This window comes from Gemmatimonadetes bacterium SCN 70-22, from assembly GCA_001724275.1.
Classification (GTDB): Bacteria; Gemmatimonadota; Gemmatimonadetes; order Gemmatimonadales; family Gemmatimonadaceae; genus SCN-70-22.
In genome coordinates, this window is the sequence record MEDZ01000011.1 from 53,728 (window position 1) to 69,614 (window position 15,887).

Here is a 15,887-nt window from a genome sequence, read left to right on the forward strand (position 1 = left end):
CGCTCATTTGCGGGTAGTCGAAAGGGTGACCCTCGACCGCCGCACAGGGCGCTGTTCGTCGTCCTGTGCGGTCGGCACACCGCCCAGCGCCGAGCGCAGTCGGCGCACGAGCACTCCGCCGTTCGGATCGCCGTGCGTCCTCCGGTCACGCAGGGAGAGCGCCAAGCCGTGGCGCCCCATGGCCGCCCGCAGCCGTTCGGCCACGGCGCGACAGTCCAGGCCTGCCATGCCCTGGAGGTCCATGTTGATGTGGCCACGCGCGGGATCGAGTTCCACCGTCACCGCGGACCGGCCCGCACCGATCGCGGTAAGGGCCGCGCGTCCGCCGGACCAGTTGGCGGATCGACCGACCGTGAACCCGCACTCGGACAGCGCGGCGCTCACCATACGCAGCTGCACCGTGCGCTCGGCGACGGCGAGTCGCAGCGCCGCGGCCTCGAGTCCGGACGTCAGTTCGCGTGCGGCCGCGGTGAGGGCCTCACAACGACCAAACGGATCGGCCGTGCCGCCGGCGGCGAGCGATGCCGCACTTGCCATCCCCTCCACCCGCTCGAGCAGACCAGGACGCTCGGCGTCGAGCGACGCCCGCATCAGCGCGGCGTGCGGAGCGACTCGAAGGGTCGCGAGCGCACTGGTCGTCCCGGCCAACGCCTCGTCCAAGCGGGCGGAGGAGCGCGTCAGGGCGGCGCCCAATCCCGACAGCAGCTCAGCCAGCACGACCGCCGTAGGCCGGCCGCGGGCGGCGCCGACGTCGGCGCGAAGCATGGCCGATTGCGCAATCTGCTCGCTCGCGACCGAGGTGAAGGCGTCAACCGTGTAGTAGCTCTCCTCGCTCATCGGCTCAGTCCCTCGTCGGCGTTGGCGTTGACGTTGGCGTTGGCGGTGGCCTCGGCGTTGCGGCCGGGGTACGCCTCCCACGCGTGCTGTTGCGACACAACGGGCTCCTCGAACTCAACGCCTTGCTCTGGCGTTCTCGTGTCCGGCGACTCCTGTACAGGAGACGCCGCCGCCTTCGCTGGTGCGACACCCTCGTGCAGTGATCCGGGACCGGCGGGGGCGTCGGTCACTTCCAGGTCGTCGGTCCAGGACGTGAGTGCGATCATCCACGGCCGCGCCCCTTGGCCCAGCGCGCTCTCACGACGATTTAGCGCGCGCACGTAAGAGATGGCCGGGCGCGTAAGCGTGATCGTGCCCTTCTGGCAGAGTTCCATCGCAGGGTGCGCAAACTCGTAGAGCCATCCGAGCAGACCATTCGCAACGACCGCGGCCGCTCCGGCCAAGCGGGCAGCCGTCGCCGTGAGCGTCAGCAGGAGGAGCCAGAGTTCGATCGAAAGCGCTACGGGTCCGTAGTGCCACGTGACCATTACCAAGAGGAATGTGGACACCGCGAGGCCGATGAACAGCCACTCGTACATCGCCCGCTCGATGCCAGAGGCCGGCGTGACCGGCGCGACATCCTCGGATGGCGCCTCGATCAGCGCCGCCACTTCATCCACCACCCCTTCGGGCATCGCGGACACGGCTGATGTCGCCGGCTGGGCCGAGGTATACACCTCGACTCGGTAGAGACTCGAGACTAACAAGCTTCCGGCCGTGGCGAAGAGCGCTACGAGGGCGGCGCCCCTGTAGGCGATGCGCTCGCCACGACCCAAACCGCGCGTTGCCAGAAGCCGTGGCCTCGTGAGTTCAGACGCGAACCAGGGCGCGAAGAGGGCCGTCGCGAGGGTCGTGAGGAGGAGTGCGGGCATGGCATAGGTCTCGATCGCGCCCGCCGGGACGCCGAGGCGCCGTTCGAGGGTGCCCAAGTCCCATCCGAGGACCGGGCCGAACGTGACCGCGGCCAACTCCGCGTCGGCCACGGCCAGGATCGTCCAGATCAGCGTCGTGATTGCGGCGCCGAAGAGCGTTCCACCACCGCTGGCCTCGCGCGTCGCGTCGACCCGCTGCCGCAGCGACGCGGCGCGCGCCGTCATACGATCGCGCGCCCCGATGAGGGCAACGTGTGGCGCACTGAAGATGGCCGCCAGCACGCGGTGCGCGGTCTGGTGATAGAGGCCGATGACAACGACACTCAGCAGCAGGAGTCCTGGTATCATCATCGGGGCTTGCCCTCCGCGGGGTAGATGTTCACTTCAACGGCGCCGTGAGCGCGGAAGTACTCCTTCCACACCTCGCGCGTCGCGAGAGACCTCGCGACTGCGCTCTCGACCTGCAGCATGACGATCGAGATGACGACCCCCTGCAGATCAGGGGCGATCTTCTGCTGGAGGTTGTCGAATCCATCAGTGACGATTCGCACTTCCCGCTGGACGCCAGCGGGTGCCGCTGTCGCTGCCTCGCTAGCACTCTGAAGAAAGCCCCTGATATCGGTCGCCGGGGCTCGCACGATTGGGGCGGCTAGCAGGCGCGCAACGGCGGCGCGTTTCGCGGCTGCTGCTCGGGTTTCCCACTGCGCGTAGGCCCTGCTGCATGGCACGTCCATTCTGCTCCCACACACACGTGGTGCCTCGGGTACTCGCAGGTGAACCACACGCTCGGTGGCGGCGTACGACCGCTCGGAAATCCAGCGCACGATGACCTCATCGCCGCTTCCCGCCTTGGCCAGTACGCGCGCGCACTCGTAGACCGCATCCTCGCGCATCGAGTATGCGCTGCCACTCCGATCAATCCCGCACACCACCAGGCGTCGGACCGGAACGGAATCCACCGAGAGTGCCATCGTTAGAACGAGCGGGAGTACCAGCATCGGAGACCTCGCAAGAGGGGTTGGCTCGTGCCTGCATCGCATAGACGCACGCACCTCTGCGCCATGCGACACCTTCTCGCCGTCTTGGAGATCCGCGTCCCACAGCTGCTTCGCACGCCGCCGCCTTGCCACCGCGCCGATTCGCCCGCATGTTGCGCGTCGCAACAGCACCGCCAGCGCGCATGACGACGATGGCGAATACACCGAAGACTGGACGCGCCGGGACGGGAGGACGGGCTAATGGGGGCGACATATGTCACGATGGTCGGGAAGAGCCCCGCCGCTAACGCCGTAGCCCTGAAGGCGTGGCTGGCGTACCAGCCGAACGCCATCGACCGCGTGATACTTCTGGAGACGCACTGGGCGAAGTCATCCGGTGCCTCGGCGCGCCTGGGGCAGTGGATCACACGGGAGGTGTGCACGGAGGTAGATCACGTGCCGCTGCCCGCGGGACTGCGTGAACTCCGCGACGTCGTGCAGACCGCACTCGGTTCCGATCGAACCGGGCAATCGCCGCCCGTCAGCAACGTCGCGGCCGGAATGCGCTCCTTCATCGTGACCATCGCGGCGGCCATGCCCGCCGGGACACGCTTCCTGAGCCCGAACCCGATTGGCGGATACTGTCGCGTCCAGGTGTTCGAGCCGCGCGAGACCACGCATCGCATCGCACTCGCCGACCTGGGAGTCCGGACGCTGCTCGACCTCTGGGGTGGGTGTAAGGACTATGCCTATCAGGGGTTCGAGCGGCCGAACGAGGACATCGCCCGTATCGTCGAGCGTGACCACCTCGCCGCCGACGAGTGGTGCGATCCCCGCACCGTGTGGAACCTCGAGATGCAGCTGGCGAGTGGGGGAGCAGTACGATTCGATGCCGCACGCGAATCGTTCGGCCAACTCATCACCATCTCCGTGCGTCGAGAAGTCCCAAACCGCGAGCGTGGCGCCGCCGCGAAGGCCGAGCGTGCCCTGCTGTCAGAGGGAGATAGCCTCGGCGGTCTCATGGTGGCACACCACGTTGTGTGCGACTGGCGCGACCTCTCGAACCGGCTCACGGAGTCGCGCCGAGTCCGGTGCATCGACGTGAGGAGCGATCAGCGACCGGATTGGAGGGAGCAGCAGCTCACGACCTTGAGGGCGTTGCTGCGTCCTGCCGCGGCGACTCTCCAGCCCGAAAACGACTCGACACCCGCTGTCGCCGCAGCCGACTCCTCAGGAAAGGGAGGCGATGCGACCCCCCGGCTCCTCCTCTTCCTCGGCGCCGATCCGAGCACGACGCTCGTGAGTCTTTGCACGCACCGGCCAATCGACGCCTGGATCGGTTTCGACGCGAGCCCAACCGGAGAGCGCGTGCGCGCCGCCCGTGACCGATTCCTGAAGGAGTTGACGAACATCCCCGTGTCGCGCGTGCATTGGGCACCAACGAACATCAGCGGCTCCGGGATCGGCCACTCGATCAGCAACGCATGGGCAGATGGCGGCGGCGGCCGAATCGACGTCACCCCGGGCACGAAGGAGCAGGCGCTGGCACTCTCACGCGTTCCGGGCGCGGAGCTCTGGTCGCTGGTGGCACACCAGGGCCATGCCGAGAGCCTCGTCACCGGGGAATCGATCAGGCTCGAGGGCCCGCCAATCGCCGTGCAGGCCAGGTGCTGTGGCGGCCCGTTGCGTCCGGCGGGCGGCGGGCGACTCTGGAACGGTGTCGAAATGAGGGAGCACGCAGACCGCTACGCCAGGCTCGCGAAGGCATTCGAGACGCCCGATCTGAGGTGGAACCCTGACTACGCGCGCAGCCGCTGGATGGGCGATGATGAGGCACCGGCGCACTGGCGAGGGTGGCCTCGAGCAGACGACGACAAGAGGGTCAGTCGCCTCTTCGAGGAGGCGGTAGCGTGGCGGCTGCTACAGCACGCTGGCGCTGACGAGGTGGTGGTCGCCGTCGAATGGCAGTTTGCGCGTAACAACGACGTCCGCGATGAAATCGACGTCGTAGCTCGCTTTGGCGGCGTGTTCGTGTCCGTTGAATGCAAGGCCTGGATGGGCAAGAACCCGAACGCGACCTCGCTCAACGAACACTTCAAGTTCCACCGCGGACGCACCACCCGCGGCCTCGGGCGGTTTGCCATTCCTCTGCTCGTCTTGCTGCGCCAGCCGCAGGAGCAGGTCGCCGCCGATACCGACCTCTGGACATTCAGTCAGCTTTCGACTCCAGCGCAGGCGCGGTCGCTTGTCGGCGCGCTCATCCGGTCGAAGAGCACGATGGTCCCGGAAGAAACGTAGGCGCTCACCACTCGGTAGTACTCAGCGGCGCAGTAGTGCCCACCGCAATCGTTCCAACAACGTCGCGTCCTTGCGTGGAACATCCTGCGCCATCGCCCGGTAGGACTCGACCCTCGCGTTCAGCTCGTCCTCCCGCTCGCTCCACTGTGTCCGTGCTTCAATCAGGCGTGACTCTGCGGCCGCTGCCGCCTCCAATGCAGTCGACACATCAGCCTCGGCGCGGCGAGCCAGTTCACACGCCTCCGCCTCGACTCGTGCGGCCTCCGCGAGAATGCGGTCGTGCATTCGCTCGTCGTCTGACAGGATATCGAGCGGAGTATCGTTCGCCTCTGCCGGCGCCCACGGCGCGAACACGTGCTCATCGTAGTCCCTGATCGACTTTGACCCCAGGGATCGCTCGTACTCATCGTGCTGAAACAGTTCCGCCGCATAGAACCGCTGCTGGATCGCATTCGTCCACCCCGCGAGGCGACAGCTCGTGCGCCCCGGTTTGTAGACCTCGAGGTCTGTCGGGTAGGAGTGCCGCTTGATGGCGCGCCACATCGGATTGCGCACACGCGACAACATATGCTCGAACTGATCGCGTATGTTCGCGCCTGCCTCGCCCAGCGTTCGCGATGCGGCGGGAGAGAGCATGACCTGCATCCCGGCCGTCGCGCGAAGGTCGCCGAGCAGCATTAGCCCAAAGGCTGACAACGTATAGCTGTCGGCATCGACCATCTCGAACAGCCCTGCGATGCCCCCCATGTCGACGCCCAGCTGGTTCACCAATTCGTGCCGGCCGATAATCGCATCGCGCTCGAGATTCGCCAGCAGGCGGCCGGCCACGCGAAGCGCGTCATGATCGAAACCGATCGGGAGTGGGGGGAGCGTGACCAGCGTGCCGGTCATCTGAAACCGGTAGGTCAGCGGAACGCGCCGCAGCATCGCATAGATCGAGACATACGGGATGACCGGGTTGATCCCTGCTCCGACGCTGATGGAGATGGAAGAACCTCGTTCGCGCTCATGCGCGACCACCGCGTCGAGCTCTTCCACGAGGGAAAGCAATCCCTCGGTGCGAAAGGCGTCGGCATCATCGAGGGTCAGCCGCGGAATCACCTTGACCTCTGCAGTCACCCCGAAACGCAGCTCGGCGATACGTCTGACGAGCTGCGCGGCAGCCGTGCCTGCCTCGGTGTCTGTTGCGAGGAGAATCAGCCGGTCCTCGCCACCGGCTCTACTGGCGGCAAGTGTCCCGATCTCCGCCGACAGTTCGTTGGCAGCGGAGCCTAGCGTCTCGATGAGCTGTCCGGTGATCGCGAACGCCTGCGGCTCGATGCCGCGCTTCGCCAGGTTGCCGAAGACCGACGTTCCCGAGGTAAAGACGAAGGATTGCATCCGGTAATCATTCATGTGATTCCGATCGCGCGCAATGTCGCCATAGGCTGCTCCGGGACGCGCGCCTCTCGCAGAAAGGGGGGGGCGGTGCATATTTCGCCGCCGCTCACCAGCAGCGGCGTGTCATCTCCCTCTCGCCCACGCCGACCGCTCGGGAACGCATGATGCCGCCGATGCCGCTCTGGAACCTCGATGTCCTCCCCGCAATCCAAACGTCGATTCGCGCCGGTGCCCTGGTGGCCGCGGTTCGCAGGTCGATCGACGCGATGATGGCCGGCGGTCACCAAGCGACGCACCTGGTGATGAACACGCTGGAATGGGAACTCCATGAACGGCGCGCGTGGTCACCCGCGGAACTGACCCTCGCGCTGCGACTCGCCAGTGACAGCGGGTTGGCGACGCTCTCCACGCTGCTCGGACAGCTGCTCCCGGTGACGGTGCAACCGGAGGCCGGGAAGGCGTTCATCCTCACCGCTGGCTCACAACAACTGCAGGACGTCGGTGTAGTGTTGCCGTTGCGCGTGACCACCACCTGGTGGGGGGGCGGATTCGAACTCTGTCCCAGGCAGTACACCGCAACGGACGCCATCGCCGCCTTTCGCCATGGGGCCATGGCGGCAGGCAATGCCCTGCTCGGGGCTTTCGGCGCCGCCACCCTCACGCGCCACGTGATCGTCAATAATTGCCGCGTGCGCGGCGACTTCGACGGTTTGCGATACCCTGTCGACGGCGAATCGCTGGGACTCGGCGCGGCGATCGCCACACTGTCGAGCTACACCAACTGGTGCGTGCCGGTCGATGCGGGGTTCACGGGGCGCATCGGTCACGATGGCACGATCTACTCGGTGGGCGAAATCGCCACCAAGCTGCGAGGCGCCGCCGACAAGGGGTTGAGATGCATTTACCTTCCGGCGGCGAACGACGGCGCGGAGCACCGCCAGCTGGCGTCCGACCTGGGGCTCACACTCCGCTGGGTCGAGTCGCTCGCCGACGTCGTTCGTGATCTCGGCCTCACCGACGACATGCGCGAGGCGGTCCGCGCACTCGACGCGACGGCTCTCGCACCCGAGGCCACCAGGCGATACTGGATGACGGAGTCCCGTCCTGGTGAGGCGCGCCGGGTCCTCTTCTCCGCCATCGGAAAATCCGATCCAATCGGGACGATGAAGGACCGCAGCGGGGTTCCTATCGGAACCGACGACGGACCATTGCTCACGCTCTGCCGCGAGCTGTCGCCGAGCGTTGTCCATTGCCTGTACACCGTGGCGCCGAAGGACAACGACTATCGAGACAAGTACACCAACCTCGACGCCATACTCTCGGGTGAGGAGTCAGCAACCAGAATTGTGCCGCATGGGTTGGACGATGTGCTCGACCCCACCGATCTCGAGTCCCTGCTCCCCGCCTTCGCGCGGGTCGTGGACCAGGTTCTTGCCGAGGAGGATCATCCGAATGTGGAGTTCTACGCCAACGTCACCTCCGGAACGGGGCAGATGTTGATCACATGGCATTTGCTGCAGGAACGGCTCGCCTTGCGGGGCTTCGAGCTACATCTGCTGCAGGTACGGGAGGCAAGATGGAGGAGAAGTGCTACAGAGCCACTAGTGCGCCGCGTCGTGTTACCCGGCTCCCGGTGACAATGCCTGACGGAGTTGCGCTTCGAGGTGGTAGGCCATGATCTCTGCTGAGACATCACCCTGCGCCTCCTCGCGTGGGCGCGCATAGCGCGCGCGCGATTGTGCGATGATTCGACTGGCGGTGTCTGTCGAGGTGACGCTCGCAATCGCCGTCGTGCGAACGGAAAAGGGAGCCAGCATCGTGTTCTTGTACATCAGGGAGACGCACGCGTGCCAGTTGGGGAGCTGGACGAGGTCATGGCGATTGAACGAGGGGATCATCCGCCGTTCTATAGATTCGGCGTCCTTGGGGCCGAGCCGGAATGCCACCATAGTTCCGACATTGCCGAAGACCGCGTCGATAATGCGCTCGTCCTTGATCTGTGACAGGAACTGGTTGGCCAGGGTGAGACCGATCCCGAACTTGCGCCCCTCGCTGAGGAGCGTCACGAAGCTCGATGTCGCCACGCTGTGGAACTCGTCGACATAGAGGTAGAACGCGCTTCGATCACGCTGGGCGAGACGCGCGCGCGCCAACACCGCCGCCTGAAGCATCCCCAGCAAGACCATGCCAACGAACCGGCTGTTGCCCTCTCCAAGCTCGCCCTTGGCGAGGTTCACCAGCACGATCTTTCGCTCCGCGATCAGGTGCTCGAAATTGACCGTCCTGCGGCGCTGGCCAAAAATGTTGCGCAATATCGGATTGAAGAGCAGGCGCTCGAACTTGGAACTGATGTATGTCCCCATCGAGGTGCCTTCGCTTGCGACCTTGGTGTAGTCGTACGCCGGCAAGACCTGTCCGATCCACGTCATGAGCAGTGTGTCGCGCGTCGATCGCGGGACCCAGCGCTGCCAGTAGTTCTTGTGCTGGAAGATCTCGTAGAAGTCGAGCAACGAGCCGACCTTGCGCTCCGGATCCGACATCACGAGCAGGAGGTTCATCTTGACATGCTGCTGAAACAGGGGACCAGCCCAGGTCATCCCCTCCTTTCCGAAGTCGTCCGCCAGGTAGCGCAACATGCTGTCGAGCAGCAATTCCGCCACGAAGTACCGCTCCTCGGGCGTTGCACAATCCAGTGGGTTGATCGCGACCGGATATTCCGTGTCGGTGGGATCGATGAGCACCACATCGTCCGCTCGCTCCGCGGGTATGCGGTGGAGGATGTCCCGATATAGGTCGCCATGCGGGTCCATCACGCACACGCCGGCGCCTGCTGCGATGTCGGCGAGGATCCGTGAGAGAAGGAGGGTGCTCTTGCCCGTTCCGGTCTGGCCCACGACGTACAGGTGACGGAGGCGGTCGGGCCACCCTAACAGCACCGGCCTGGTGACGCCGTACTCCTCGCTCACTCCCAGCGGGGTGCCGTCATCCCACGGGTGTGCCGGAGCTGGAACGGTGCGCCATGTCTTCGACTCCACGCCAGCGAGGCGTCGAGTGGATGGCGGCGGCGGAAGCAGGAACAACTTGGCGGCATCGACAACTTCGATCAGGTGGCGCAGCCTGCCCATGTCGATGCCAGGCTGCGTGGACTCCTGCGGCAGGGCGATATCGGCCGTCTGGAACGCAACCGCCGCTTCGCGCAAGTCGGTGGCGCGCGCAATGTCGTAGCCACCCGACAGCAAGCCCGATCCGCGTGAGCCGGCGGCATCTGACACTTCACTCCCTTCCGGCGTCGAAAGCGCCGTGGCGATGGCCGCAAGTGCGAGCGCCGGCACCTCCGATGGCGACGCGATCTCGATCTGCACCAGGCATACGCCTGCCCGCAGGCCCAGAAGCCGTCGTGTCTGCTGCTCCAACAGGACGCCGAGGAGATGCCGCAGCACGGGATGCTGATTCTCGGGGTCGCGAGACGTGTCGCCGGGGTCGATCTGCATCATCCGTTCGCAGGTGACGACCTGCGTTTCTGCGAGCGACAGTTCCTCTGCGGTTGCGGTCGTCGCCCGGAAGCGAAGGCTCAACGCGAGCGGCGTCTGCTCGAGGAGGAGCACGCGACAGATGTTGGCGAGCGCATCGGCATCGGCAAGGAACGGCATGACCTGTGCGATGCGATCCGAAGCGCGCCGTGCGTGCGTCGAGTCGCGCCGAGCATCGTCTTCGAATCCCGTGACCGGTGGACGGGTGCGAGGATGGCGGAGGCTGTCGGGTGAGACGAGTTCGACCCGGCGTCCGATTCGCACGATGTCGTTGGGCTCGAAGGGACGCGCGATGGCGAGCGCCTCCGTGGCGCCGACGAGTTCCCACTCGCCCTCGGGGAAGGTCGCTTGGAGAAGCCTCAGGCATTCCCGCGCATGGCCTTCGCTCTGGGCTGCGCTCGTGCCATCGAGTCGGATGAGCAGCGCCAGCGCAACCTCTCCGGCCGACGGATTGGCCGGGTCGGGCGCGCCGATCACGCGCACGTCGTATGTCGCGGTGTCACCGCCAGCTGCCAGGAGTGCGCTGAGGAAATCGCGTTTGCGCTGCTGCAGGTCGACGGCGTAGCGATCCACGACGCTGGGATGGCGGTCATCGATTCCCAGCGCTGAGATAGTGAGCACGCGCCGTAGTCTGCAGGCGAAGAGATGCGTTTCACGCGGCATGGTGGCTTTGACGTGTTGGTCCTTGCGATTGTAGCCGCTCTCGTCGCGCGCCGGCGTGCAGAGGCTCAACCGCCGGCGAGGGGGAGCCGCAGGAACAGCTGATAGGGCTTCGTCGGTGTAGGACGCGGGAACTGCTCGACCGAACCGAGTGCTGCGTCGCCCTTGTCATCGGTGATCGCCGGCGACGAATCACTCGTTCCGTCAGCAGCGGTCGCGATGCGAATCTCAGCGCCCTGTACCGGAGAATGTGCCGGATCATCCCGGTGCAGGTGCACGCGCAAGATGCCGTCCGTACCGAGCAGCAGGAGGATGCCCACACCCTCTGCCGTCAGGAACTCGCTCCGCTCCTCGGAGCCATCTGACGCCGCCTGGAGCGCGGGGAGCGCATTCGCAACCGGCGCGAGGCGCGCGATGCGGCGTATGGGGAAGACCAGGTCGCGCGGTGTGGCGGTCACGTGCGGCCTCTGCACTTGGCGATCGATGGGTTACCAGCGCACGCGGAATGCGACCAACGCAACGAACCAGACTTGCTGCAGGGACTGGCGACCCCTCTCCTCGAATCACAGCGAGGGGGTGGGTCGAACATAGCCACTTCGCGGTCGCCGTCCAGAGCGGTGTTCCTGCTGACTCGGATTGGTAGTCGACACGCGAGACGGTTGGGAGGTATCGCCGCTTTGCGATCTGGCAGCGGTCCTCCCGAACGGGAAAGCGCCGTCAATGGCGAAGTTGCCATTGGTAGAAGCTTCGAGCACGCGTGTTTCGATCGCGTCGGGAGGGCAGCGACGTCGGTGGGATACGGTACGGATGCCTTGATCCGATCACCAGCCAGTTTCAATCCCCTCAACGGGGCATCGACGTCGGTAGGATCAACGATCTGGACTACGACGCCAAAATTCAGTTTCAATCCCCTCAACGGGGCATCGACGTCGGTAGGCTTCACACGAGTGAAGTGCAGTTCAAAACTCCATGTTTCAATCCCCTCAACGGGGCATCGACGTCGGTAGGACCGACGTCAAACCTGGAGACCCAGCGCTACCGCTGTTTCAATCCCCTCAACGGGGCATCGACGTCGGTAGGACCGTGATCCACCGGAATGTCGCAACTGGCGTAAGGTTTCAATCCCCTCAACGGGGCATCGACGTCGGTAGGAGCCAGGCCGTGACATTCTCGTGTAACAATGGGCTGTTTCAATCCCCTCAACGGGGCATCGACGTCGGTAGGCGGAGAAGCGGATGAACCCGAACAAGTTCACCACTTGTTTCAATCCCCTCAACGGGGCATCGACGTCGGTAGGGGCAAGAGGGGCTCGATATATATACCACCGCCGGGTTTCAATCCCCTCAACGGGGCATCGACGTCGGTAGGAGCCCTGGGATCGGAACGCGACGGCAAACAGCGTCGTTTCAATCCCCTCAACGGGGCATCGACGTCGGTAGGCATGCAGGTCGTGTTCCCGCGGGTGATGTTTGCGTTTCAATCCCCTCAACGGGGCATCGACGTCGGTAGGCGCCCCAAGCCGATTTGAGACTGCAAGTGATTGCGGTTTCAATCCCCTCAACGGGGCATCGACGTCGGTAGGCTTCCCGAGCAACCCCTCGCGAGTGCGAATCAGGTTTCAATCCCCTCAACGGGGCATCGACGTCGGTAGGGCCTACTGAATTAACAATTTACCATGCCGGAACAACTCGGCAATACACGCCCAACAAGGTCGCAACTCACGGGCCGGCACCTCCTTGTCTGGTGTCCACAACGCGAGTTCGCAAATCCGCTCACAACGGCGCCACATAATTGACGAAGTCTGCATCGCCCGCATGCCAAGTCATTACCCGCCAATGCACTGACAGTTCGCAAGTCGAGACGCCGCCGCGAGGTTCGCCGCTGATTGCGAATACCGCTCGATCGAGATCGGTGATGCTCGCCCCGCAAGCTGATGGTGAACAATACGATCGGCCGCGCAGCACGGACTCCCAGGAAGCGGTTCCTCGCGAATCTCTCATGGCATCTGGCCTAAAACGGGATCTTCGAGCCGCTTCAGCCAGCTACCGGTGACGCGCACCACGCCGTCAAGGCACCCAAACCCCGATTCCGCAGCATGTTACGCTCGTTTGCCCCCGCGCTCGCAAACCTGCCGTGCCGCGAAGGTGTCGCACGAAGACGGCAGAGAGACGTCTGCACGGTATGACGACCCTCATGGAAGCCATCACCGACCCTGCGAACCTGCAACTGGCGTGGACGCACGTGCGGTCGAAGAACGCCGCCGGAGGCGTCGACGACATGTCGGTCGACACATTCGCGCAGCGCGCCGAACAGGCGCTGGAGGGCCTGCGCGAGGAGCTGCGTGCCGGGCAATACGTACCAGATCCCCTCCGCGAAATCACCGTCCGGAAACACGACGGCAACGGCGCGCGACGTACTCTACGACTCCTGACCGTCCGAGACAAGATCGCCCAGCAAGCCGTCCGACTGGTCATCGAACCTCGCCTCGACCGAACGTTCAAGCCTGTCTCCTTCGGCTATCGCCCGGGCCGCGGTCCCGCAGCCGCCATCGCTCGGGTCAGAGAACTCCTGCGAGCCGGCGATGCTCCGTGGGTCGCGATCGCAGACATCCATGACTGCTTTCCGTCCATAGTACTCGATCGCCTGCTCGCCCGTCTCGCCGCCATCGTCCAGGATCCAGACGTCGTGCACCTGGTCGAGCTCTGGTATCGCATGGGCGCCATCGGATCCGACGGCGAATGGCACGACACGGAGAGCGGTATCTCTCAGGGGGCGGTGCTCTCCCCGCTTTTGGCGAACCTCTACCTCGACAGCTTCGACCAGGCGATGCTCGCGCGCAAGGCGCGGCTCGTCCGCTACGCCGACGACTTCCTCATGGTCGCCGCGCGTCGCGATGAGGCCAGCGCCGAGCTCGACGCCGCGCGCGGATACCTCGACGGTCGGCTCGGCCTGCGGCTGAACGCCGACTCGGCAGTGTACTCGCTCGCCGACGGCTTCACATGGCTCGGACTTCGCTTCACGGGACGCACCGTGGCCATCGACCCACAACGCCTCGACCGCGCATCGCGCACGCTCGATGCGTTGGTGGCGGCATCACACCGAATGCCGGTCGCCGAATGGGCCACCGCGTTCAACAGGATTACCGATGGCTGGCGCCGCTATTACGGCAGGGTGCTGGGGCGGGACGGTGTTGCACCGCTCGACCGCGTCGCGTTGAACGCCGCCGCCGTGCTCCTGAGGGCAGGGCGCGGCTCCGGGCGCCTGCGCAGCCTCGCCGAGGCAGCGGCAGCGGCGCAAGGTCTTTCCTTCCCGATCGACCGAAGCGCTGCCGAGCGACGTCGACTTGCCGGCGCGATTTCGCGCGGCATGGTGCCCGACGATGGCGTGCCACTGGTGCGCCCTGGCGCGGCCGCGCAACCACCAAGGCGATCGGTCGCCGCCGTCGTGCGCCGAAGAAAGTCGCAGACCCTGGCGAGTCGCGCTCCCGGCATGCACCTGCTCATCAGCGAACCCGGGAGCTTTCTCGGCAAGCAGGGCGACGCGCTGGTGATACGGCGAGCACGCAAGATCGTACTCCGCGCTCGGCTGGCCGATGTGCGCACCGTGTCGCTTGCCACGCACGGGATCTCGCTTTCTACCGACGCCGCCATCACCTGCGCGCAGCAAGGCGTGCCGCTTCTGGTCGTGGGGATGCAGAACGAGCCCGTGCTCAGCATCACCCACCTGGGAGGGTGCGATGCGGGACTCGGCGTCATGCAACTCCGGGCCTCGAGCCATGAGGATTCGGCCATGCCTCTGGCCCACGCATTCGTCTCTGGCAAGATGCACAACCAGGCAGCGCTGATGAAATATGCAGGGAAATACCGCGCCCGGGCATTTGAGGACTTTGCGTGCGCCACAGCGTCGTATGCCGACGACGTCCGTGCACGCCTGTCGGAGCTGAAGCGCCTCCCTTCGGCCGGCAGCCTGGAGGCCGCTCGAGCGCGCGTGATGGGCATCGAAGGGCGCGCCGCAGCTGCATACTGGGATCTGTTTCGCCGTGCGCTTGGCGACCGGGTCCCCTTCCCGGGTCGCGAGCACCACGGGGCGCGCGACCTGGTGAACTCGCTCCTGAACTATGGCTATGCCATACTCCAGTCGCGCGTGTACCTCGTGATCCGCCAGGCGGGGTTGGAACCGCAGGTCAGCTTCCTTCACGCGCCGCAACGTGGCATTCCCACGCTTGCGTTCGACCTGATGGAGGAGTTTCGCCCCCTCGTCGACAAGGTGGTGCTCGCGCTCTTTGGCCGGAAGCGGCGCTTGGGGATTGACGCCAATGGTCTGCGGACGCACGATACCCGCCGCCTGCTTGGAAGCGCGATCTCGCGACAGCTCGTCGCACTGGTGCCGTACCGTGGCCTGTACCAGCGGGTCGAGGAAGTGATGCGACTTCAGGCGCTCGCGATCGCCGGTCACGTCGGTGGCACAAGTCACTACCGTCCATTCCTCATGCGATGGTGAGCATGCCTCGGATGCAAGCACGCACTAGTGCGCACGATAGGGACCTCCATAGGGAGATCTTCGAGGCGGCGTACCATGAGTGGGCAGAGCATGGGAACGAATGTGCACCTGAGTACCATGTCGCGCGCGACCGACTATGGCTCCATCTGATCGGTACGGAGGAGGGGCCTGGTCTCATTGCTCGTTACGTCTACGCGCGCCTCGGTGAAGAAGACGAAGGGGCCAAGGACGTGGTGCAAACTGTGGCGATCGACATCGTACTCAAGACGAAGCTTTTTGCTCAACCGCCGTCGGCAGTCCGGTCATACCAGGCGCTCGCACTTCAGCGCGCCGAATGGCGCGTGAAGGACACTTTACGGCGCCGGGAGCGGGAGCCCATCGATCCGGAGGTGGATCCTGACGACTTTCCCACCTCCGAAGAGGGAGACTCTCGATTCACCGAGAGGCTACTGGAGCTGGCCGGCCTTGCGCGCGTAGCGGAGATGGACTGCCTCTCTGCGTTGGCCACGACGTCGCCCCCGCCAACGGCGCCTCCCGACGTCAACCGGTTCCGTGCTGCGCTCTACCATGGCCTTGCACGCGCTGGTCGGGGACTCGAAGAGATCTGCAACGACTGGGGGCGCGAACGACAGAGTGGCAGACGTGCCCGCAAGGCTGCGATCGATTTCATTCGCGATTGTCTCACCACTAAAGGTGACGCTCTTGGGCTCTCTCTGGACGAGCGGCAGAAACTTTGGCCGCGGTACGTCGAGGCGCTCATCAATGAGGCGATGTATCGCTAGGAGAATGAAGAC

General features: G+C 65.2%; 10 protein-coding genes and 1 CRISPR repeat array. Of the genes, 4 read left to right on the top strand and 6 right to left on the bottom strand.

The genetic code is table 11. The features are described from left to right. Positions 1–3: 3 nt before the first annotated feature. The 3 genes from ABS52_07755 to ABS52_07765 are packed head-to-tail and all read right to left on the bottom strand — an operon-like array spanning position 4 to position 2,299. Complete coding sequence (locus ABS52_07755; GenBank protein ODT03813.1) at positions 4–837, bottom strand: hypothetical protein; 834 nt, start codon at positions 835–837, stop codon at positions 4–6. Beyond that, positions 834–2,099, bottom strand: coding sequence for a hypothetical protein (locus ABS52_07760; protein ODT03814.1), 1,266 nt, complete (start codon positions 2,097–2,099; stop codon positions 834–836). The genes ABS52_07755 and ABS52_07760 overlap by 4 nt, the downstream gene beginning before the upstream one ends. After that, positions 2,096–2,299, bottom strand: coding sequence for a hypothetical protein (locus tag ABS52_07765; protein ID ODT03815.1), 204 nt, complete (start codon positions 2,297–2,299; stop codon positions 2,096–2,098). Before ABS52_07765 ends, ABS52_07760 begins: the two co-directional genes overlap by 4 nt. A gap of 708 nt (positions 2,300–3,007) precedes the next feature. On the opposite strand from ABS52_07765, the gene ABS52_07770 reads away from it, so the two are divergent. Next, positions 3,008–5,023 carry a hypothetical protein gene (locus ABS52_07770; protein ODT03816.1) on the top strand — a complete coding sequence of 672 codons (2,016 nt, stop codon included), beginning with the start codon at positions 3,008–3,010 and terminating at the stop codon, positions 5,021–5,023. A gap of 21 nt (positions 5,024–5,044) precedes the next feature. Here the strand turns inward: ABS52_07770 and ABS52_07775 are convergent, their stop codons facing one another. Then, complete coding sequence (locus tag ABS52_07775; GenBank protein ODT03817.1) at positions 5,045–6,403, bottom strand: hypothetical protein; 1,359 nt, start codon at positions 6,401–6,403, stop codon at positions 5,045–5,047. A gap of 161 nt (positions 6,404–6,564) precedes the next feature. Between ABS52_07775 and ABS52_07780 the strand changes: the two genes are divergently transcribed. Beyond that, on the top strand, positions 6,565–8,040 hold the full coding sequence (locus tag ABS52_07780) for a hypothetical protein (GenBank protein ODT03818.1): 1,476 nt from the start codon (positions 6,565–6,567) through the stop codon (positions 8,038–8,040). Here ABS52_07780 and ABS52_07785 read toward each other — a convergent pair. Beyond that, positions 8,023–10,506 carry a hypothetical protein gene (locus tag ABS52_07785; GenBank protein ID ODT03819.1) on the bottom strand — a complete coding sequence of 828 codons (2,484 nt, stop codon included), beginning with the start codon at positions 10,504–10,506 and terminating at the stop codon, positions 8,023–8,025. The genes ABS52_07780 and ABS52_07785 overlap by 18 nt on opposite strands. A gap of 155 nt (positions 10,507–10,661) precedes the next feature. Continuing rightward, positions 10,662–11,051, bottom strand: a complete 390-nt coding sequence (locus ABS52_07790; GenBank protein ODT03820.1) for a hypothetical protein — start codon at positions 11,049–11,051, stop codon at positions 10,662–10,664. Between the two features lie 301 nt (positions 11,052–11,352). After that, positions 11,353–12,245: direct repeats of the CRISPR family, unit length 37 nt; unit sequence GTTTCAATCCCCTCAACGGGGCATCGACGTCGGTAGG. A gap of 529 nt (positions 12,246–12,774) precedes the next feature. On the opposite strand from ABS52_07790, the gene ABS52_07795 reads away from it, so the two are divergent. Both ABS52_07795 and ABS52_07800 read left to right on the top strand, forming a co-directional pair. Continuing rightward, positions 12,775–15,093 (top strand): CRISPR-associated endonuclease Cas1, encoded by a 2,319-nt coding sequence (locus ABS52_07795; GenBank protein ODT03821.1) that lies wholly within the window; start codon positions 12,775–12,777, stop codon positions 15,091–15,093. Continuing rightward, positions 15,087–15,875, top strand: coding sequence for a hypothetical protein (locus tag ABS52_07800; GenBank protein ODT03822.1), 789 nt, complete (start codon positions 15,087–15,089; stop codon positions 15,873–15,875). Before ABS52_07795 ends, ABS52_07800 begins: the two co-directional genes overlap by 7 nt. Positions 15,876–15,887 lie beyond the last annotated feature (12 nt).

Excerpts from the sequence above, each read along its gene's own strand:
- ABS52_07775 (ODT03817.1), bottom strand. The coding sequence starts at position 6,403 with ATGCAATCCTTCGTCTTTACCTCGGGAACGTCGGTCTTCGGCAACCTG.
- ABS52_07800 (ODT03822.1), top strand. The coding sequence starts at position 15,087 with ATGGTGAGCATGCCTCGGATGCAAGCACGCACTAGTGCGCACGATAGG.
- ABS52_07770 (ODT03816.1), top strand. The coding sequence starts at position 3,008 with ATGGTCGGGAAGAGCCCCGCCGCTAACGCCGTAGCCCTGAAGGCGTGG.
- ABS52_07780 (ODT03818.1), top strand. The coding sequence starts at position 6,565 with ATGATGCCGCCGATGCCGCTCTGGAACCTCGATGTCCTCCCCGCAATC.
- ABS52_07795 (ODT03821.1), top strand. The coding sequence starts at position 12,775 with ATGACGACCCTCATGGAAGCCATCACCGACCCTGCGAACCTGCAACTG.
- ABS52_07760 (ODT03814.1), bottom strand. The coding sequence starts at position 2,099 with ATGATGATACCAGGACTCCTGCTGCTGAGTGTCGTTGTCATCGGCCTC.
- ABS52_07755 (ODT03813.1), bottom strand. The coding sequence starts at position 837 with ATGAGCGAGGAGAGCTACTACACGGTTGACGCCTTCACCTCGGTCGCG.